Raw genomic sequence first — 19,441 nt, forward strand, 5'->3', positions numbered from 1 at the left:
ACTGCAGCCGGGCAATGGATTGCTTGCCCCACCGGTTAAAAAGGAATTGATAATGTTAGAAAACGTTTCTCCCAAAGTTGTACACAAACTGATGGCCGCTGAAGGATACCTGGAACTGGGAATGCCGATTCAGGCTCTGGAAGCGCTCTCGACGGTTGAAGAAGCCGGCCCACTGGAAGCGATGCGGCTGTTTCTGATTGGCGAATCGTATCTGCGTCAGGAACGCTACCATGAAGCGATCGAGCCACTGCATCAGGCTGCCCGCCTGTTTCCCGTAATGGAAAGTCGTAAGGCCTGGAGTTCCCTGAGTGAATGCTTCCGACTGGGGGGCTATCACGAGCTGGCGGAAGTCGCACTGCTGACTGCTGAGGCGGTCGAGGAAATCGAATCGTCGTGCGAAGTTCTGCGGGCTCCGCGCGAAGAATTTCCGCGCTGGGAATGGATGCAGGTCTCTTCCCGGATGAGCGGATCGGTGGGGAGTAACTGGCGTGATCTGCCCCGAATTCCCCGCTGATTTGCTGAGAAAAACTCAGAAATTATTTCTGAGTGTCAGATTTAGAATTCTTGTAAGTGATTGTCTTAGAATGAATTATGTGATTTGAACGGATTGCAGAATCATATTTGAGTTTCGCGATGTGTCAGCTATACTGCCGCTCCTAGGCGGGTTTCTTAATCACTCTCAATTAAGGTCGCCCGCTGACTGATACCGGGTTTTGGTCGGTTCTACAACCGATGGGCTCTGTATCTCCTCCTGGTCTTGATTCCGTCCTGGAATTGGCCTGCATTTCCCACATTACAATTTAGTATACCTGCCTTTGTTTTTTCATGTGCGCATGAAGGAACAGAGATTGCGTACTGATGTGCCTTTCACACAGTCTTCCGGGCTACTGTCTCTCGGTGTTGACCGAATTGCCAGTGGAAACCGTGTGGATCTACTCTGTGCTGAACTCACGATCGCTGAAACTCATGTTTGATAAAATTCGGTTCTTCAACAACAGGATTTCGATCTGGTTGCTGGTGCTGCTGCTCCCGTGTTTATGTGGGTGCGGTAAGATGATCAGCAACAGCGCGACCGAACAGCTGCTGACATCTGATGCAGTTGATCAGACGATTTCACATCTCGACTTCAGCACGCTTTCGAATAAAAAAGTCTTCTTTGATACCTCTTATATCAAGAATATCAAAGGGGTCGGGTTCGTGAATGGCGACTATATCATCAGTTCCCTCAGGCAGCAGATCGTCGCTGCGAACTGTCTGATTCAGGAAAAGAAGGAAGACGCGGATTACATTATTGAAGCCCGCGTGGGAACCCTGGCCACGAACGGCCATGAAGTGAATTATGGGATCCCGGCCAGTAATATGCTTTCCTCAGCTGCTTCGCTGGTCCCCACTGCTCCCGCGATTCCGACGATTCCGGAAATCTCGCTGGCAAAAAAGAACAATCAGATCGCGGCTGCGAAAATCAGTGTGTTTGCCTATAACCAGAAGACGAAGGAGCGTGTCTGGCAGTCTGGTGTGCTGCAGGCGAAGAGCACGGCCCGTGATACCTGGATTCTGGGAGCAGGACCATTCCAACGAGGATCGATCTATAAAGATGGAGCTCAGTTTGCGGGGGCCAGGATTGAAATCCCCATTGGCTCAGGTGATGAGTTCAATAATGAGAGCACGGTGGATTATCTCGAGCCTGCGAAGTTCGTTGAGACTTCAGATGCCGCCAATGAAATTCCTGCTGAAATCAAGGACCGAAAAGTAAAGACGCTGGCCGAGTGGATCCAGGAAGAGTCGACGGCAAAAGACAAGCCGAAAGAAAAGCCACAGAGCAAACAGGACGCGACAGCCAAGCCGAAGCAAGAGGCCCCTGCAGAGGCAGAGAAACAGGGCGGGAAGCAGGTCACCAAGGCTGATAATGTACCAAAGGTCAGTGAGAAACAACAAGTCGCGCTGGAGCCGGAAAAGTTTAAAACCGTGCTCTTCCTGAAACCAGAAGAAGCGAACGGCCATAAAGACTGGTTGCAGGGCGACACCTCACGCCTCTCCACTGTCTGGCCGAACAGTCCTCAGGCAGAGTCCGATGCTGCCTCTCCGAAAACGGACACTGAAGAAAAACAGGATTTAGAACAGATGTTTCGGAAAATTCCTGCTGAATAGTTGTCCGTTTTTACGTAGTAGGTACACAGGCCTGGCAAAGGGCAGCAGAGGGTGCTGACTTCGATTTCCATCCCGGAAGTGAACCGGTTCCGTTTCTCGCTTGTCTTAAGAAAAGCCTTGTGGTTGTGCAGTTTTGATTCGATCTGCCACCAGATTGATACCTGAGCGACCGCCAAATTGGCACTGTCTATGCCGATTGCAAGGCTGCCATGATGTGTTAAGTGATAGTTATTTATGGGTTTAGGGATTGCTTTTGTTGCAGGGATGCAGATTTGGCACATTCTATGCAATAAAATTAAACCAGCAGACCCGTCGAGACGTTTCAAAATGATGGGAGACGGTAAGCGGGTCGAGAGGTTTTAATTTCCCCTGAAATTCAACCAGCGTCTTCACCTGCTGATGGTGATATGGGAGGTAATGATGATGATTCCTCGAATTCCTCAAAAAACAGTTCGCAGACTGATTGCTGCAGAGGGGTACCTGGAACTGGGCATGCCCCATCAGGCACTCAGAGAATTGGATAAAGTGACTGATCCAGGATCCCTGACGGCGTCCTTTTCTTTCCTGCGAGGGGAATCTTTAAAACGGATCGGTCGTTTCTCGGAGGCGATCAAACCGTTACAGTACGCGGCAGATTTGCTGCCGATCCCGCACAGTCAACTTCCCTGGAAATCACTGGGAGCCTGTTATCGGGAAAGTGGCCAGAGTGATCTGGCGGAAACAGCCGAGCAGACGGCGGATGAAATCGCCTCAGAAGCGAATATCCATCTGCGTTTTGAACCACTGGGCTCGCAATACAATCCCGTCGTCCACCATGAAGTGCATCTCACCATCAACTTTGAACCGATGCCTGAAGAAGAACAGGCCCAGTCAGACAAAGATATTCTGCTCGAAAATGAAGAGACTGAAGACTTCGGAATTGACCCTGAAATTGAATGAAGCTGATTTACTAACCTTTGTTTATGAAATGACTTGCTGAGAATCTTCTCCGTAGAATTACCACCTCAAGATTGTGAAGTCCGACCTGTTGTAGTACCGTAGAGTCTGCGGTCTGGTGACAGGTCGTTTTTTATTGATCCTGCAATCTTTCTCAACGAGGTGACGTGCCCGATGCATGTTCTGATACGTTCTCGAAACGGGCTGCTCTGCCTGTTTACATTCTGTCTGCTCTCCCTGCTGTGTGTCTCTGTTTCCTCGGCTGCCGAAACGCGCCCGAATATCGTGATGATCCTGGCAGACGATGTCTCCTGGAATGATCTGGGCTGTTATGGTCATCCCTCGATCCGTACTCCTAATCTGGATCGGCTGGCGAAAGAGGGTCTGCGTTTTGATAACGCTTATCTAACCATCAGCAGTTGCAGCCCCAGTCGCTGCAGTGTGATCACCAGTCGTTATCCACACAATACAGGAGCCCCGGAACTGCATACGCCGCTGCCGGAAGGACAGGTGTTGTTTCCCCAGTTACTGCGCGATGCTGGTTATTACACGGTCATCTCTGGTAAACAGCATATGGGCCCGTATGCATTGACCTCCTTCGACCATGTTTCGAAGGGAAAAGGACCGGGGCGCGAGGAAGACTGGGTACCGATTCTCAAAAAACGGCCTAAGGATCAGCCCTTCTTCTGCTGGTTCGCTTCCACCGATGCACACCGTGCCTGGCAGAAATCCAAACAGACTCAGCCGCATCAACCCGAAGATGTGGTTGTGCCTCCGTATCTGATTGACAGTCCGGAAACGCGGAAAGACCTCGCCCAGTATTACGATGAGATCAGCCGCCTGGATTACTTCACCGGTCAGATTCTGGATGAACTGGATGCCCAGGGAATCGCGGACAATACGCTGGTGCTGTTCTTCGCTGATAACGGGCGTCCCTTTCCCCGTTGTAAAACCAGACTCTACGATAGTGGTATCAAAACGCCGATGATGGTTCGCTGGCCCAAAGTGATTCCGTCGGGAACCGTGACGAACAGCCTGGTCAGCACAATTGACCTCGGGCCGACATTTCTGCAGGTTGCGGGAGTCAAAGCGGATCCACGAATGCAGGGTGTCAGCTTTGAGAAGCTGTTTACAGATCCGAAGGCGAAAGTCCGCGACTACGCATTTGCCGAACACAACTGGCACGTTTTCAAAGCCCACGAACGTATGGTTCGTACCGGCGACTGGCTCTATATCAGAAACGCGTTGCCGGGGCAGCGCAATCTGTGCGTGGAATCAATCGACTTCCCCTCGGGCGAAGCATTATGGGAACGTTTCGAAGCTGGCAAGTTGAATAAAAATCAGAAGGATGTGTTTCTCAAGCCCCGTCCACGGGAAGAGTTATACAAGGTCAGCAAAGACCCTCACCAGTTTGAGAATCTGGCGGAACAGCCTGAATATGCGAGTGAACTGGCTCGTCTTCGCACCGTGCTGGATCAGTGGGCTGAGCAGACCGGGGATACGATTCCCGACAATCCGACTCCAGACCGGAACCAGCGTCCCGGGGAGCCGAAACCGGGTGAGTTTGAACATCGTGAGATGCCCGGCGATGCCCGTGATGCGCAGAAGGTCAATCAGCCCGGCCCTGTATTGGCAGACTGATCTCGGGTGCGTTTAAGACTTCAAGCCTGTCGGCACGGTAGGTGCCGGCGATTCAATAACCCGCTATCAATCAATTGACAACTTTGAGACTTTATTTTGGAGAGAAAGTATGAAACGCAATCAAGTATGGGGCTTAACCCTGGCGTTCCTGGCAAGCCTCTGTCTGGCAGGTTCTGTGCAGGCTGGAGAATCTGGCTGGGTCGAGCTGTTCAACGGCAAAAATCTCGAAGGCTGGACACAGCATAACGGAACAGCGACCTACAAGGTTGAAGATGGGACGATCGTGGGAACGACCTCTGAAGGCAGCCCCAACTCGTTCATGTGCACCAAAAAGAACTACGGCGATTTCGAGCTGGAGTTCGAAGTTAAGGTGGCAGATGAACTGAACTCCGGTTGTCAGATTCGCAGCCAGCAGAAAGACGGCAATGGTCGCGTGAATGGTCCCCAGGTTGAGATCGAAGCCAGTGGTAAGAACGGAGCCGAAGCCGGTTATGTGTATGGCGAAGCTACCGGTCGGGGCTGGTTGACTCCCGAGGATCGTCTGAAGCCACATAAAAACATGAAAGATGGCGAGTGGAACAAGTTTCGGATCGTTGCCAAAGGTCCCCGGATCCAGACCTGGATCAATGGTAAGCAGATCGAAGATCTGACGGACGAAGCGATCTATAAGACGCATCCTACGGGCTTCATTGGCCTGCAGGTACACGGCATCAAGAAGGGGACCGGTCCTTATTCGGTTGCCTGGAAAAACATTCGGATCAAAGAACTCGACTAGTTCTGAAGACCGAAACTGAAATAAAAAAACAGGCCGGCAGGATAGATTTCCTGCCGGCCTGTTTTGTTTTGCGAGTACTGAATTCGTTCTATTCAGGTACGTTTGCGGCTTTATATTCTTCCGCTTTGCGGGCAGCGAGAGCATCCAGAATGGGGGTGATGCCAGCATCGAGGGCGATCATTTCTGCATCGTCTGCGGTCCGCCATTTGGTTTCGATTTCGCCGTTCTTGAGTCCCTTGCCGCCGATGACGACGCGATAGGGAATCCCAATCAGGTCGGCGTCATTGAATTTGACACCTGGCCGGGCGTTACGGTCATCAAAGAGGACGTCGACGCCGGCTGCTTTAAGCTCTTCATAGTAGCGTTCAGCAGTCTGCATGACTTCGTCATCCTTGGTATTCAGCGGAATGACAAGCACTTCGTAGGGGGCAATTGAAAGCGGCCAGATCAGGCCTTTGTCATCATGCTTTGTCTCAGCGAGGCCTGCGATGATGCGGTTTATCCCGATGCCGTAGCAACCCATGATAATCGGATGCCGTTTCTCTTTCTCATCCAGAAAGTCGGCGTCGAGGGCTTCCGTATATTTAGTGCCCAGTTTGAAGACGTGACCGACTTCGATGCCATGTACGATCGCCAGAGGTTCCCCACTTTTGGGGCAGGGATCGCCGGCAGCAGCGTTACGCAGGTCGTAGGTGGTTTCCAGTTCGTAATCCCGGCCCACGTTCACATTGACTAAATGGGCGTCGGCTTCGTTCGCACCAGTGATGGCATTGGTGATCAGGGGGATGTCATGATCGGCGATGATCTTACATTTGATGCCCACAGGACCGGCGAAACCGGTGGGGGCGGCTGTGACTTCCCGGATGGTCTTGTCATCGGCCAGTTCGACAGTGGTCGCACCCAGGGCACGGCGAATCTTGCCTTCGTTGGCTTCATGGTCGCCGCGAATCAGGACAGCCACCGGTTCGTCATCAGCCTGGTAGATCAGCGTTTTGATCATCTGTGAAGGTTCACAGCCCAGCATCTGGCTGACCTGCTCAATGCTGGTTGCCTCAGGAGTGGCTTGTTTTTCCATAGTCCCAGCATCAGCGGGGGTTTTGATTTCAGGGGTGGGACGACCGGTGTCGGCCCGTTCCATGTTGGCTGCGTATCCAGAGGCTTCGCAGTATACGATCGAGTCTTCGCCGTTTTCAGCGGGGATCATGAATTCGTGCGAGGCATCGCCGCCGATGGGGCCACTTTCTGCTTCCACGGGCAGGTACTTCAGGCCGCAGCGGGCAAAGATGCGGCAGTAAGCGCGGTACATGCGGTCGTAGATTTCATCCAGCTGTTCTACCGAAGAGCTGAAGCTGTAGGCGTCTTTCATCAGGAACTCACTGGTCCGCAGCACGCCGAAGCGGGGGCGTTCTTCGTTGCGGAACTTGGTCTGGATCTGATAGACGGTCAGCGGCAGCTGTTTGTAACTGCTGATGCAGTGACTGATGAGGTCGGTGACGACCTCTTCGTGTGTGGGACCGAGTGCCATGGGGATCTGACGATTTCCACGGGGGACGTTGAACTGAATCAGTACGGAGCCAAATGCGTCTTTCCGCTGAGTGCGTTCAAACAGACCCAGGGGTTGCAGAGCGGGCATGTGGAGTTCAGCGGCGCCGGCGGCGTCCATCTCTTCCCGCACAATCTGGGCTGCTTTCTGGATCGATTTCCAGCCCAGAGGGAGGTAGGTGTAAGCGCCTGCCATCAACTGTCGGATCAGTCCGGCGCGGAGCATCAGCTGATGGCTGGGAATTTCCGCATCGGAGGGGACTTCTTTAATCGTGGGGATCAGCGTATTTGACCAGCGCACTTGAATTCCTTAAGTGATTGAAGAGTAGGTGTTTATGTTACTAGTGAATCGGCCGGATGGAGTCTCGCTTTTTCAGCCGACTGATGGCCGCGTATTCTAGCAGAACGGGTTCAACTCCAAAAGGTTCGCCTGAGTGGGGGACAAAAATATTCGGATGAGATAAATGCCTGTCGGACAATAGCTTGTCGAGACAAGTAGCCCAGATTGGGCTGACCGGGGCTGTTCTTCACAATCGGAGAGCAAATAGGAGAGAGTTTCAGATCAGACAGGTGTCGGACTTGTTGAGCAGGATGGATCGGCTTAAGATCGTTCTATTGTGTTTCTTAGCGAAACTGTAGATCGACCGCTGCGTTTGAATTGAGATTCTGAAAGCCGATTCGAGATGTCTCGACAAAATATAAATCAACTGAAGGACGGGGATACTGTAAACGAGGTTTATCTGTTAGTTGACAAGCAGTTACGAGCGAATCGGAATGCAAGTCTGTTTCTGTCTGCTGATTTGAGAGATGCTTCGGGTGTCGTCAATGCGCGGATGTGGAATGTTGTTGAAGATCGGATGCAGCATTTTCAATCGGGCAACTACGTTCAGGTGAAAGGCAAAGTGCATCTCTTTCAGGGCGCATTGCAGATCATTCTGACCTACATCGAACCGGTCTCCGCGGAGAATCTGGACCCGGCTGAGTTTCAACCCCAGGCGTCACATGATGTGCAGGCACTGCTGGCGCGATTACGTGAGATGCTGCTGGGAATTGAAAATAACGAGGTCCGCACCCTGATGGAGTGCTTCCTGGTTGATGAATCACTGATGGAAGAGTTCTGTCGGGCACCGGCGGGTGTGAAGACGCATCATGCCTACCATGGCGGGCTGATCGAGCATGTGGTCAACCTGATGGAGACCGCGCATCGGATCGCGGATCTGTATCCCAAAGCGGATATGAGTCTACTGCTGGCAGGTGTGTTCCTGCACGATATCGGCAAGGTCCGCGAACTGGGCTACGAGAACGAATTTATCTATACCGACGAAGGCCAACTGCTGGGGCACCTGATTATTGGCGTAGAAATGCTGACCGAGAAGATTCGCGCTTACCAGGAAATGACGGGAGAATCCTTCCCCAAGGAAGCGGAATTACGGCTGAAACACATGATTGTAAGCCATCATGGCACGTATGAATTTGGCAGCCCCCGCCTGCCGATGACTCCGGAAGCAGTCGCCCTGCATCATCTGGATAACCTGGATGCGAAAGTCAATGAGTTCGCGCGGTTCATTGACGATGATCTCAATTCCACATCCAGCTGGACTCCCTATTCGCCTCGCCTGCAGCGAAAACTGTTTAAGGGAATGACTGAGGACTGAGTGAATGCCCGATTTTGAGAAGAAGATTCTCGAGTACGTAGCCCGCCCCGGTTACACACCGATTCGGGAAAAAGCGCTGCTGAAAAAAGTGGGAGGCTCCAAGTCAACTTCTTCTGAATTCGAGCAGGCCATGCAGAGCCTCCAGTCCCGCAAAGAGATTCTCGTCTCCGATTCGGGACTGATTCGGCCCGTGAAGAAAGAGGGTTGGATTGCCGGGATTATCAAGAAAATCAATTCCGGGGCCGGGTATCTGATTCCCCATCACAAGCCGGATGACATTGCCCACGACCAGCGTCATGCCGGCGATCTGTATATTTCCGAGCGGGATATAGGGGATGCCCAGACCGGCGATGAAGTTTATGCCACCGTGATCAATCGCCGCCGCAGCGGAGGCCAGATCTGCGGTCGTGTTGTGGAGATCATCGAGCGGGCATCGACGACATTTGTCGGCACTTACTTCGAAACACAGGGCGAAGGCTATGTGCACGTGGATGGCAAGATATTCAACTCGCCGATTCATGTGGGCGATCCCGGGGCGAAAGGTGTCGCACCCGAAGATAAGGTCGTCATCGACATTCTGCATTTCCCTTCAAAGAGCTACCTAGGGCAGGGAGTGATTTCCAAAGTTCTGGGGCCGCATGGGAAGCCGGGCGTCGATCTGCTGTCCATTGTCTACGAATTCGGCATCCCGATGGACTTTCCCGAAGAGGTCCTTGAGGCGGCCCGTGAGCAGGCAAGCCTGTTTGATGAGACAAAACTGGGGAATCGACGCGACCTGACCAAAGAGACAATCGTGACGATTGACCCTGCGGATGCCCGGGACTTCGATGATGCGATTTCGCTGACTCAGAACGAGCGCGGGCACTGGGTGCTGGGCGTGCATATTGCCGATGTAGCGCACTTTGTTAAAGAGGGATCCCTACTGGACCGTGAGGCCCGCCGGCGAGGGACCAGTGTGTATCTGCCCGGCCAGGTAATTCCGATGCTGCCCGAGATCATTTCAAATGGTCTGGCCAGTCTGCAACAGGACCAGGTGCGGTTTACCAAATCTGCGTTTATCGAATTTACCTCGGATGGCGTGCCGGTCCATACCGAGTTCGTCAATTCCGCGATTCGGGTCAAGAAGCGGTTCGCCTATGAGCAGGTACTGCCCATCATTCAGGAGTGCGACGAGGAAGGGGACCGGATTCCCCGGGACGTCCGCGAACTGCTGAAAAACATGCATCATCTGGCAATGATGCTGCGAAAACGCCGCTTTGCCGCCGGTGCACTGGAGTTGCACCTCTCCGAAGTGCGGCTCACCTTTGATGACAAACATCGTGTCAGTGGCGCCGTTGAGCGCGAGCATGACGAAAGCCACCAGATCATCGAAGAGTTCATGCTGGCGGCGAATATCGCTGTGGCAGAAGGACTCAATGACCGGGGACTGCGGTTTCTGCGCCGCGTCCATCCGTCGCCCGACTACCAGCGGCAGGTGGAATTCGCCGAGTTTGTGAGTGCACTGGGTTATACACTCAAAAAGGCCCAGAGTCGTAAGGACCTGCAACGTCTGATCGAGCAAGTGCATGGAACCGCCGTCGAGCAGGCGATCAATTATTCCATGTTGCGCAGTCTCAAGCAGGCGGAATATACCGATGAAGAGCTCGGGCACTATGCTCTGGCCGTCGAGCATTACTGTCACTTCACCAGCCCGATTCGACGATACCCGGACCTGACGATTCATCGCATGATTGATGAAATTCTGGAGCGTCCCGACAAAGGGAAAGGGCAGAGCCCCCAGGGGCTGCGCCAGTTGGGCCACGACCTCTCATTGCGTGAGCGTCGTGCCGAGTCGGCAGAACGGGAACTGACCAAGGTCAAACTGCTGACCTGGATGGTCGAGAATAAAATCACCACGCTGAAAACCATGATCACGGGAGTAGAGTCGTTCGGGCTGTTCTGTAGGGGTGTGGATGTGCCTGTCGAAGGGTTGTTGCACATCAGCCGACTGGGCAAAAATGATTACTTTCACCAGGATCCAGCCAAATTCAGTATCGTCGGGGAGCGGACAGGTCAGGAGTTCCGTATTGGCGATTTTCTGGAGGTGGAAGTCGAAAAGATCGATCTGGATCGTCGGGAGCTGGACTTTCGAATGCCCCGATCGGAAAAATCAGCCAAATCGAAGTCAAAATCAGATAAGGGCAGCTCGAAGCGATCAGGTACGAAGTCGTCTCGGGCCTCTTCCAAGGGGAAGGCCGCTGTGAAAAAGAATAAGAACCGTTCGGGAAAGTCCCAGCGGAGCAAAAAGAAGAAACGCAAGTAGGCCGGGTTCCTTTACGAAGTGTCTGCAGGGTACGGATGTTTTACTTGAAACCGGGCAAGCTGGAGCTAAAAACAAGCTAGAGTAACGGAAATTTGAAAAAGGACTCCAGTTTATAATTCTGTGAAGATTGATGTACGAAGGCGAAGAAATATAATAACTTAAGCTCTATAACGAATATGCATCGTTCGGCGCCGGCAGATTCAATCAGATCATACTGAGTGACCGCCACGCTGGTTGCTTTGTTTATAGATTTCACTATCACAATATTATTCACGGGATCTCAAGCAGATCACCGGGTGAGTGCTTGATTATGGTGACGAAATTGGCTGAGAAACAGCAATCCTCTCCGTCAGCAGGCGGAAAATCAGCGACGAAGTGGATTATGACCCTGCTTTCCTCTTCCATTGGCCAGAAGTTCGTGATGGGCATCACGGGTCTTCTCTTGTGCGGCTTCCTGGTCGTGCATCTGGCGGGGAACCTGCTCGTGTACGTCGGGGCAGACGCCTACAACAAGTACGCAAAAGAGCTGCACAGCATGATGCTGCTGCCGGTAGCGGAGACGGGACTGTTCCTGCTGCTGTTCGCCCACATTGCACTGGCATTCAAGCTGACCAGCGATAACCGCAAGGCACGCCAGATCACTTATCATGAGAAGCAGAGCAAGATTCAGGAGCCGCCTTCCATTTTCGGACGTACTCCGATGGGGCGGACCAGTTCCTGGATGTTCATTTCGGGATCCATCATTCTGATCTTCCTGATCATGCACATGATCGACATGAAACTGCATCTGAATCCGACGGTCGATTACAAAGACCAGTCACCCTATGGCATCATCGTGCAGGTTCTGGGCAGTGGTTTGAGTGCCCCGATTTATATTGTGGGAACGCTTGTCCTCGGATTTCACCTGTCCCACGGTTTCTGGAGTGCGTTCCAGTCGCTGGGACTGAATCATCCCAAATACACGCCCCTGATTAAGAAGCTGGCGATTCTATTTGCGATCGTCATTGCGGCTGGCTTTGTCAGTCTGCCACTCTGGGGCTTTTTTATCCGCTAACCCTCCGCCAGTCATTTGCGTCTGTTTAGCACCATCCAATAGATAGTTTCACACGTTCCGTTTTGAAGGTAGATATCATGGCCGAGTCGGCTACGACGGTTTTGAATTCTCGAGTTCCTGAAGGTCCCATGGCCGAAAAATGGGATCGTTGTAAACAGGAGATGAAGCTGGTTAACCCGGCGAATAAACGGAAGAAAAAGATTATTGTGGTGGGAACCGGTCTGGCAGGTGCTTCTGCTGCTGCCTCGCTGGCTGAACTGGGCTACCAGGTACAATCGTTCTGTTTTCAGGACTCTCCCCGTCGGGCTCACAGTATTGCTGCCCAGGGGGGGATTAACGCCGCCAAGAACTATCCCAATGACGGCGACAGCGTGTGGCGTCTGTTCTACGATACAGTGAAGGGGGGCGACTTCCGAAGTCGCGAGGCTAACGTTCACCGCCTGGCCCAGGTCAGTAACAATATTATCGACCAGTGTGCTGCCCAGGGTGTGCCTTTCGCCCGTGATTACGGCGGATTGCTGGCCAACCGGTCCTTTGGTGGGGCCCAGGTTTCCCGTACTTTTTATGCCCGTGGGCAGACCGGACAGCAGTTGCTGCTGGGGGCTTACAGCGCTTTGATGCGGCAGGTGGGCACCGGACGTATCAAACTGTTCCCGCGACGTGAAATGCTGGACCTGGTTGTGGTCGACGGCGTTGCCCGGGGGATTATCGTCCGCAATCTGATTACCGGTGAATTCGAAACCTATTCCGCGGACTGTGTGCTGCTGGCAACCGGTGGTTACGGAAACGCCTTCTATCTTTCAACCAACGCGAAGGGCTCGAATGTGACCGCCGCCTGGCGGTGCCATAAACGGGGGGCGTTCTTCGCGAATCCCTGTTACACACAAATCCACCCGACATGTATCCCCGTGAGTGGCGATTACCAGTCCAAGCTGACTTTGATGAGTGAAAGTTTGCGAAACGACGGCCGGGTCTGGGTTCCCAAATCAGCCGATGACAAACGTCGCGGTAATGAGATTCCAGATGCAGAACGGGACTATTACCTGGAACGACGTTACCCTGCATTCGGTAACCTGGTACCTCGTGACGTGGCATCTCGTGCTGCCAAGGAGCGCTGCGATGCCGGTTACGGTGTCGGTTCGACCGGACAGGCGGTCTTCCTGGATTTCCGGGATGCGATTATCCGCGACGGAAGACACGCCATCGAGACGAAGTACGGCAACCTGTTCCACATGTATCAGAAGATTACCGGCGAAAACCCTTACGAAGTACCGATGCGGATTTATCCTGCTGTGCACTATACGATGGGCGGGCTGTGGGTGGACTATCATCTGCAGAGTACGATTCCCGGTCTGTTCGTGCTGGGCGAAGCAAACTTCTCGGACCATGGTGCCAACCGGCTGGGGGCTTCCGCTTTGATGCAGGGACTCGCAGACGGTTACTTCGTCGCTCCTTACACAACCGGTCACTTCCTGGCTGCGAACAGTCTGCCTGAAGTATCAATTGAGGATGAGGCGTTCAAGGAAGCGATGGCCAATGCCCAGGACAGGAACTCTAAGATTCTGGGAGTCAACGGAACCCGTTCGTCTGACAGCATACATCGCGAGCTGGGACATATTCTCTGGGAATACTGTGGGATGTCCCGCGAACGCCAGGGGCTGGAAACCGCTATCGGCAAGATTCGCGAACTGCGGGATGAGTTCTGGTCGAGCGTCAAAGTGCTGGGTGAAGGCGAACAGTTGAACCAGAACCTGGAACATGCTGGTCGTCTGGCAGACTTCCTGGAATTCGGTGAATTGATGGTGCGAGATGCCCTCGTGCGTGAAGAATCCTGCGGTGGTCACTTCCGTGAAGAACATCAGACTCCGGAAAATGAAGCGTTGCGTGACGATGAGAATTTCTGTCACGTGGCTGCCTGGGAATTCACAGGGGTCGGCAATGAGCCGGTCGAACACCGAGAACAATTAGAATTTACTGAAGTACCTCTGGCTACGAGGAGTTATAAATAATGAGCGAGACTCTGGATCTGACGCTCAGAATCTGGCGCCAGCCTGGCCCCGATGCCGTCGGGCGTTACGTCGATTACAAACTTACCGACATCTCCACGCATATGTCCTTCCTGGAAATGCTGGACGTGTTGAACGAGCAACTGCTGCAGCAGGGCGAAGAGATGGTTGCCTTCGACCATGACTGTCGCGAAGGGATCTGCGGGATGTGCAGCCTGATGATCAACGGACAGGCACATGGTCCGGATTCAGGCACAACCACCTGTCAGCTGCATATGCGGCGGTTCAAGAATGGCGACACGATTGTGATTGAACCCTGGCGCTCGCAGGCGTTTCCTGTGGTTCGCGACCTGGTCGTTGATCGCAGTGCATTTGACCGGATCATCGAGAAGGGGGGCTTTATCTCGGTCAACACCGGGAATGCTCCCGATGCGAACAATATTCCCGTTCCTCTGCCGGTTCAGGAGACAGCCATGGATGCCGCAGCCTGTATTGGCTGTGGTGCCTGTGTGGCCGCCTGTAAGAATGCTTCGGCCATGCTGTTTGTTTCTGCGAAGGTGTCACATCTTTCGACACTGCCTCAGGGGGCTCCCGAGCGTGCGAGCCGTGTGCAGAACATGGTTGCCCAGATGGACGAAGAAGGCTTTGGAAACTGTACGAATACGGAAGAGTGTTCGGCTGCGTGTCCCGCTGAGATTTCGGTCTCCAACATTGCCCGTCTGAACCGCGAATACCTGCGTGCAAAGCTGTGTGCAAAAGACTAAGCACACTACGGAATGATCATCTACAGAGCGAGGGGACCTGCGGGGCCCTCGCTTTTTTTATTGGGATTCGGCGGTTGGTTTTGATTAAATTAGGATTTTTAAGATTCGCAGAGTCTGTTGATTGCGAGATAGTCCTGGAAGTTCCACAATAGTCGACAGCGCCTGAATTCCCCTTTATCAGTCCCCATTTTAAAGTCAGAAGAGAGAGCTGTGTCTGAATCTTTACTCACTACTGCCTGCCACCAGTGGCACGTTGATCATGGCGGCCGAATGGTCGATTTCGCGGGCTGGGAAATGCCTCTGCTGTATTCGAATATCACCGATGAGCATCATGCGGTACGCCAGGCGGCAGGTTTGTTTGACATCGCCCACATGGGGCGGCTCTTTTTCAGTGGTCCGGGTGCATGCCGCTTCCTCGATCATCTGCTGACGAATAACGTTGAATCACTGAAGCCGGGACAGATCCGCTATTCACTTGTAACCAATGAATCCGGGGGGATCCTGGATGACGTGCTGGTCTATCGATTTTCCGATTTCTATCTGCTGGTGGTGAATGCATCCAATCGACTGAAAATCGTTGACTGGATCGAACAGCAGCGGGAAGGCTTCGATGTGCAGATCGATGACAAGACCTGCGAGAAGTTCATGCTGGCCCTGCAGGGACCTGCTTCGTTGGGAATTTTGAATCCGCTGGCTGAGGCGGAGTTGAGCGAAATTAAATATTATTACGGCGTGGAAACCAAAGTGCTGGGCGTGGATGCTCTCGTGAGCCGGACTGGATATACGGGGGAAGACGGCTTCGAGGTCGTCGTTGATCAGGCTGAAGGTCTGGCGCTGTGGGAGCGACTGATGGCCGACGGTCAGAGTGCAGGACTGGTTCCTGCGGGGTTGGGATGTCGCGATACACTCCGTCTGGAGGCCGCAATGCCCCTGTATGGACATGAACTGGATGAAGAGACCGATCCCTTTACAGCGGGGCTCAACTTCGCTGTGAAGCTGCAGGCGGCTGATTTCGTCGGTAAAGAGGCATTGATCGCCGCCAAGGCTCGTGAAGATCGTAAAGTACGCATCGGTTTTAGCCTGGAAGGGAAACGGGCGGCACGCGAAGGTGCTGAGCTGTACGATGGCGATCAGCAGGTGGGCGTCGTGACGTCTGGGTCCTTCTCACCAACGTTGGATCTGCCGCTCGGCATGGCTTATGTCGAAGCCGCCTATGCAGAGCCGGGACAGGTGCTGGAAGCAGATATTCGCGGCAAGCGATTTCCGGTAAAAGTGACCGCACTGCCATTCTACAAACGCGACACTTAGAGAACCACAGGCGAGGCGTAGCCGGGAAGGTGTATCGGCTACGCTTAAGCTGAATTTCTTCCGGTCTGATTCCTTAACAGCGTGTCAAACCGACAATGCCACAGAATGAACGCAAGACTGTAAACGCTTCAGGCAAGCTTAAGAACCGGAAGCGTTCGTCTTCTGTTCTTTTTTGGAAACATAGTCGGTGTCTGCCAGAACTTCCTGGGCAACGTCGCCGACGAAGTTGTCGATCTGTTTCTTCTCTTTGCCAGGCTCTGGTGCGCCCGCATTCATGCCAACACCCGGTTGTTTTAAGAAGGAGGGGGCCATGTCGATGATGGCACTCCAGTAGGTCGTGAAGACCGGGTATTTGACATCGGGATTCTGTTCTTTGTAATCGTCCATTTTCTGCAGAAGCAGGTTGTGGGCGATTTTCGGATGGCGGTGATGCGGTCCGTGTACAAAGATGTCAAAGTTGAAGTAGGTGCAGAGCTTCGTGATGATATTATTTCCCACGACCGTACGGGTTCCCAGCATGGGATCGTAACTGCTCATTCCGAGATGTTCTGTGAACTTACGGGTGTTCTGGTAGATCCCTGCGAGATAGTGGGGCAGAACCCAGACACGCAGCAGACCGATGAGTGCACCGTAGTAGCCGCAGAGAGCGATTACGGAACCCCAGAAGATTACAATCGCCGCGTATTCGTAGCGAATGGTTCTGCGGAGTTTAGGGTCGGTCAGGGGGGAATCTTTGTGCCAGAAAATGCGACCGTAAATGAACGGAGCCATGAATAGCCCCAGGGCCAGGTCGAACCAGACAAACACTCTGCGAAAGCGGAGTGAAGTGTTCGGGTCTGAATAGGGCCAGAGTTCCCAGTCGCTGGGTTTATTCAGGTAAGCGTGGTGGCGAATATGACTCTCACGGTAAACCGTATAGGGGACAAACATCGCCGTTCCCAGGATTCGCCCCAGCCAGATGCTCGCATTCTTGGAGCCGGAGAGCGTATGGTGAGAACATTCGTGGAAGCAGCTGGTCCAGCAGAAAAGACAGTATGAAATAAACAGTGTCAGAAAGATCTGCCAGCTGATGGCATCAGTGGGCCAGTAAACGGCAAGACACCAGATTGCGACCAATCCGACAGGCAGGAACAAAAAACGAGGGATGGTCGTTTTTTCTTCTAGTGCTTTTAATTCCTGTTCGGTGAATTGTGTTACGGACACGTTGAGCTCCGGTCTAATAAACTACCAGCACGTTTCTAATATTTTATTTAACCAGTTGTGAGTAACGGCGCTGCGTTACAATGAAATCAAGTTAAACCAGTTAAAATGTTACTCACAGCAAAACTGTGAGTCAACTTATCAGAAATTTCGGCCATTCTCTTTATTTACTACATCATGTCTTGTGATCTCGCGCTCATGATGCAATTATTTTTTTTAAGTCGGACTATTCGGGAGTAATATTTATAATGGGAGTGTTAAGACAGTTAGGTTGATTTTGGGGAAATGCGGGTTCTACCGCAAATCTCTAGCCCCTAATGTCGGAAATTCATTATTATAACTGGTTTATGGAACTTGCACTTGAAAAAAGTGCGGAAATCCCAATTTTTCAAAACCTGCAGGCTGAGTAGAAATTGTAGTCAGACCTGCGATAATTCAAACCGATATAAGTCTTCAATCACCCTGCCCGGGACAGATTGTCTTCCCGTTTTGCGTTATATTTTTTGGGAAAAAGATCTCAGGAGTTAAGTCTTTCCGATGCCAGAATATTCAAATTATCAAAAGGATGTGATCAAACGTTACTATGACAATCGGGAATCGATTGATCAGCAACGATTGTCTGAGCTCTGCACCAATCTGTTTTTGACGGAAGGTAAAAAGAAACAGAAGCTGTGGGACAAAGCTCAGGAGATCATGGAACGCCTGAATGTTCCGCCGACCCGCATTGATCATGTTCTGAAATCCGCCGATCCGGCCATCCTGGCAGAAGTCGTCAAGGATCTGGAATCCGGGGCGATTCGCTAGCGAACTCTGGCAGGGGAACTCAATCGCCGGAATCGTCCATTACGGTGCAGAGTTCCTGCTTCTGTGCGGGGACCGCGCTATCCTTGCTGATGCTGTGATTCGTCGTCAGCGTATAGACCAGGGCCGTGCACGTCATGACTGAGGCAGACGTGTAGAACATGGGGTAGAAGCCCCAGTTATCGATGATGCCCCCCAGGATAGGAGCGAAGATAATCGCACCTGCGTCGAAGAAACCCAATACGATAGTCGTCCCCGTGCCGCGGTAATGAGGCGGAAAGGATTCGGTTCCCAGTGAGACTACCGCCGGAAAGAGCAGGGCGTGTCCGAAGCCACAGAGGATCGCGGGGCCAATCAACTGCCATTCCTGAGTGATGGATGGCAGGATTGTATGCCCGATCGCGTGCCCCATCAGGCCCATGGTGATCATTTTGGTCCGACCTACCGTCGTTCCCCAGCGGCGGGTGTAGATGCGAATGAAGAAGGCTGAAATCGCATAACCCAGGAAGAATGTCCCGATCCCGCCCAGGCCACGTTGAGAGACGAAGCGGGTTAAAAAGACGCTGATCACGGTAAAGCTGAGGCCCATCATGATCGCGACCACCATCACCTGCCCCGGCCAGTAGCGAAACAGGAGCTGGTGTGCAGCAGGGGTGACCTGTGGTCTGCGGTGAACATCGTTGTGGGTGACGTATAAGACGATCAGGAAGTAGCTGAAGCCCAGGAATGCAGGGATACCGAACAGGGCGTAAAACTGGGCATTGCCGGCGGGAAGCCAGCGCATCATCAGGTCACTGACCTGGGTTCCCAGGATCATACCGACGAATCCGCTGCTACCCAGGCTGCCAATGACTTCGGTCCGCCTGTGATGTGGGACTTTCTGCTGGATATGTACGACGGAGCAGGTAAACATGCCTGCGATACCGGTCGCAAAGCACATTCGCAAGGCGAAGATTTCCCAGCCCAGGCTACGACAAAGTGTCATGCCGCCGGTTCCGACGACGAAAATTGCGGCAGACAGAGCCCAGAGTTTTCTCACACCATAGCGATCGATACCCTGACCAAGGAAGAAGCGGCCGATTAAGGCGACGAAGACACCGCAACTGACAATATCACCGACGCGCTCTTCAGTCCCCCCCAGGTAGGTGACCAGATCCGCGAAGCGGAAGGTGATTGCATTTGCGGTTACCAGTAGCACATTAGCCAGGTAACAGAACCAGAACAGCCGGTTGTATATAGGTTCCTCTTCATCTGAGGGAATTACAGGAGTGATAGACATTCGTTTTTATTCAGGTTAGGACAGATTGCC

Annotated in this window: 15 protein-coding genes; 12 read left to right on the plus strand and 3 right to left on the minus strand. The window is 52.8% G+C overall.

Going from position 1 to position 19,441, the window contains the following annotated elements:
• Nucleotides 1-52: 52 nt before the first annotated feature.
• The 5 genes from RID21_RS24095 (at nt 53) to RID21_RS24115 (ending at nt 5,500) form a co-directional block, all read left to right on the plus strand.
• On the plus strand, nt 53-514 hold the full coding sequence (locus tag RID21_RS24095) for a tetratricopeptide repeat protein (RefSeq protein WP_145181298.1): 462 nt from the start codon (nt 53-55) through the stop codon (nt 512-514).
• Between the two features lie 452 nt (nt 515-966).
• Nucleotides 967-2,148: a DUF6655 family protein gene (locus RID21_RS24100; protein WP_350193347.1), complete on the plus strand. Its 1,182-nt coding sequence runs from the start codon at nt 967-969 to the stop codon at nt 2,146-2,148.
• 420 nt (nt 2,149-2,568) lie between these two features.
• On the plus strand, nt 2,569-3,087 hold the full coding sequence (locus RID21_RS24105; RefSeq protein ID WP_350193349.1) for a hypothetical protein: 519 nt from the start codon (nt 2,569-2,571) through the stop codon (nt 3,085-3,087).
• Nucleotides 3,088-3,258: 171 nt separating this feature from the next.
• On the plus strand, nt 3,259-4,725 hold the full coding sequence (locus RID21_RS24110; RefSeq protein WP_350193351.1) for a sulfatase family protein: 1,467 nt from the start codon (nt 3,259-3,261) through the stop codon (nt 4,723-4,725).
• Nucleotides 4,726-4,834: 109 nt separating this feature from the next.
• The gene (locus RID21_RS24115; RefSeq protein WP_350193354.1) at nt 4,835-5,500 is read left to right on the plus strand and encodes a 3-keto-disaccharide hydrolase; all 666 of its coding nucleotides are present in this window, start codon (nt 4,835-4,837) and stop codon (nt 5,498-5,500) included.
• Nucleotides 5,501-5,588: 88 nt separating this feature from the next.
• Here RID21_RS24115 and RID21_RS24120 read toward each other — a convergent pair whose 3' ends face one another.
• The gene (locus RID21_RS24120; protein ID WP_350193356.1) at nt 5,589-7,343 is read right to left on the minus strand and encodes a proline--tRNA ligase; all 1,755 of its coding nucleotides are present in this window, start codon (nt 7,341-7,343) and stop codon (nt 5,589-5,591) included.
• Nucleotides 7,344-7,725: 382 nt separating this feature from the next.
• On the opposite strand from RID21_RS24120, the gene RID21_RS24125 reads away from it, so the two are divergent.
• The 6 genes from RID21_RS24125 (at nt 7,726) to gcvT (ending at nt 16,131) form a co-directional block, all read left to right on the plus strand.
• A complete protein-coding gene (locus tag RID21_RS24125; RefSeq protein ID WP_145439397.1) occupies nt 7,726-8,697 on the plus strand; it encodes a 3'-5' exoribonuclease YhaM family protein in 972 nt (323 codons plus the stop codon).
• A gap of 4 nt (nt 8,698-8,701) precedes the next feature.
• Nucleotides 8,702-10,999: a ribonuclease R gene (rnr, locus tag RID21_RS24130; RefSeq protein WP_350193358.1), complete on the plus strand. Its 2,298-nt coding sequence runs from the start codon at nt 8,702-8,704 to the stop codon at nt 10,997-10,999.
• 310 nt (nt 11,000-11,309) lie between these two features.
• Entirely contained in the window at nt 11,310-12,053 is a 744-nt protein-coding gene (locus RID21_RS24135; RefSeq protein ID WP_350193360.1) for a succinate dehydrogenase cytochrome b subunit, read from the plus strand.
• A gap of 77 nt (nt 12,054-12,130) precedes the next feature.
• Entirely contained in the window at nt 12,131-14,062 is a 1,932-nt protein-coding gene (locus tag RID21_RS24140) for a fumarate reductase/succinate dehydrogenase flavoprotein subunit (protein WP_350193362.1), read from the plus strand.
• Nucleotides 14,062-14,823 carry a succinate dehydrogenase/fumarate reductase iron-sulfur subunit gene (locus tag RID21_RS24145; RefSeq protein ID WP_145037546.1) on the plus strand — a complete coding sequence of 254 codons (762 nt, stop codon included), beginning with the start codon at nt 14,062-14,064 and terminating at the stop codon, nt 14,821-14,823. The genes RID21_RS24140 and RID21_RS24145 overlap by 1 nt, the downstream gene beginning before the upstream one ends.
• 210 nt (nt 14,824-15,033) lie before the next feature.
• Nucleotides 15,034-16,131 carry a glycine cleavage system aminomethyltransferase GcvT gene (gene gcvT / locus RID21_RS24150; protein WP_350193364.1) on the plus strand — a complete coding sequence of 366 codons (1,098 nt, stop codon included), beginning with the start codon at nt 15,034-15,036 and terminating at the stop codon, nt 16,129-16,131.
• A 138-nt stretch (nt 16,132-16,269) separates the two neighbouring features.
• On the opposite strand, the gene RID21_RS24155 is transcribed toward gcvT, so the two are convergent.
• Nucleotides 16,270-17,334, minus strand: coding sequence for a fatty acid desaturase family protein (locus RID21_RS24155; RefSeq protein WP_350193366.1), 1,065 nt, complete (start codon nt 17,332-17,334; stop codon nt 16,270-16,272).
• A gap of 534 nt (nt 17,335-17,868) precedes the next feature.
• Here RID21_RS24155 and RID21_RS24160 point away from each other — a divergent pair.
• A complete protein-coding gene (locus RID21_RS24160; RefSeq protein ID WP_350193368.1) occupies nt 17,869-18,135 on the plus strand; it encodes a hypothetical protein in 267 nt (88 codons plus the stop codon).
• Nucleotides 18,136-18,154: 19 nt separating this feature from the next.
• Here the strand turns inward: RID21_RS24160 and RID21_RS24165 are convergent, their stop codons facing one another.
• Nucleotides 18,155-19,411 carry an MFS transporter gene (locus RID21_RS24165; RefSeq protein ID WP_350193370.1) on the minus strand — a complete coding sequence of 419 codons (1,257 nt, stop codon included), beginning with the start codon at nt 19,409-19,411 and terminating at the stop codon, nt 18,155-18,157.
• Nucleotides 19,412-19,441: the final 30 nt, after the last annotated feature.

Source organism: Gimesia sp., assembly GCF_040219335.1.
Lineage (GTDB): Bacteria > Planctomycetota > Planctomycetia > Planctomycetales > Planctomycetaceae > Gimesia.

What these genes read in the sequence shown, in the direction of transcription:
- RID21_RS24165 (WP_350193370.1), bottom strand. Translation starts at nt 19,411, where the DNA reads ATGTCTATCACTCCTGTAATTCCCTCAGATGAAGAGGAACCTATATAC.
- RID21_RS24095 (WP_145181298.1), top strand. Translation starts at nt 53, where the DNA reads ATGTTAGAAAACGTTTCTCCCAAAGTTGTACACAAACTGATGGCCGCT.
- RID21_RS24110 (WP_350193351.1), top strand. Translation starts at nt 3,259, where the DNA reads ATGCATGTTCTGATACGTTCTCGAAACGGGCTGCTCTGCCTGTTTACA.
- RID21_RS24140 (WP_350193362.1), top strand. Translation starts at nt 12,131, where the DNA reads ATGGCCGAGTCGGCTACGACGGTTTTGAATTCTCGAGTTCCTGAAGGT.
- RID21_RS24145 (WP_145037546.1), top strand. Translation starts at nt 14,062, where the DNA reads ATGAGCGAGACTCTGGATCTGACGCTCAGAATCTGGCGCCAGCCTGGC.
- RID21_RS24115 (WP_350193354.1), top strand. Translation starts at nt 4,835, where the DNA reads ATGAAACGCAATCAAGTATGGGGCTTAACCCTGGCGTTCCTGGCAAGC.
- RID21_RS24160 (WP_350193368.1), top strand. Translation starts at nt 17,869, where the DNA reads ATGCCAGAATATTCAAATTATCAAAAGGATGTGATCAAACGTTACTAT.
- RID21_RS24125 (WP_145439397.1), top strand. Translation starts at nt 7,726, where the DNA reads ATGTCTCGACAAAATATAAATCAACTGAAGGACGGGGATACTGTAAAC.
- RID21_RS24105 (WP_350193349.1), top strand. Translation starts at nt 2,569, where the DNA reads ATGATGATTCCTCGAATTCCTCAAAAAACAGTTCGCAGACTGATTGCT.
- rnr (WP_350193358.1), top strand. Translation starts at nt 8,702, where the DNA reads ATGCCCGATTTTGAGAAGAAGATTCTCGAGTACGTAGCCCGCCCCGGT.
- RID21_RS24135 (WP_350193360.1), top strand. Translation starts at nt 11,310, where the DNA reads ATGGTGACGAAATTGGCTGAGAAACAGCAATCCTCTCCGTCAGCAGGC.
- RID21_RS24100 (WP_350193347.1), top strand. Translation starts at nt 967, where the DNA reads ATGTTTGATAAAATTCGGTTCTTCAACAACAGGATTTCGATCTGGTTG.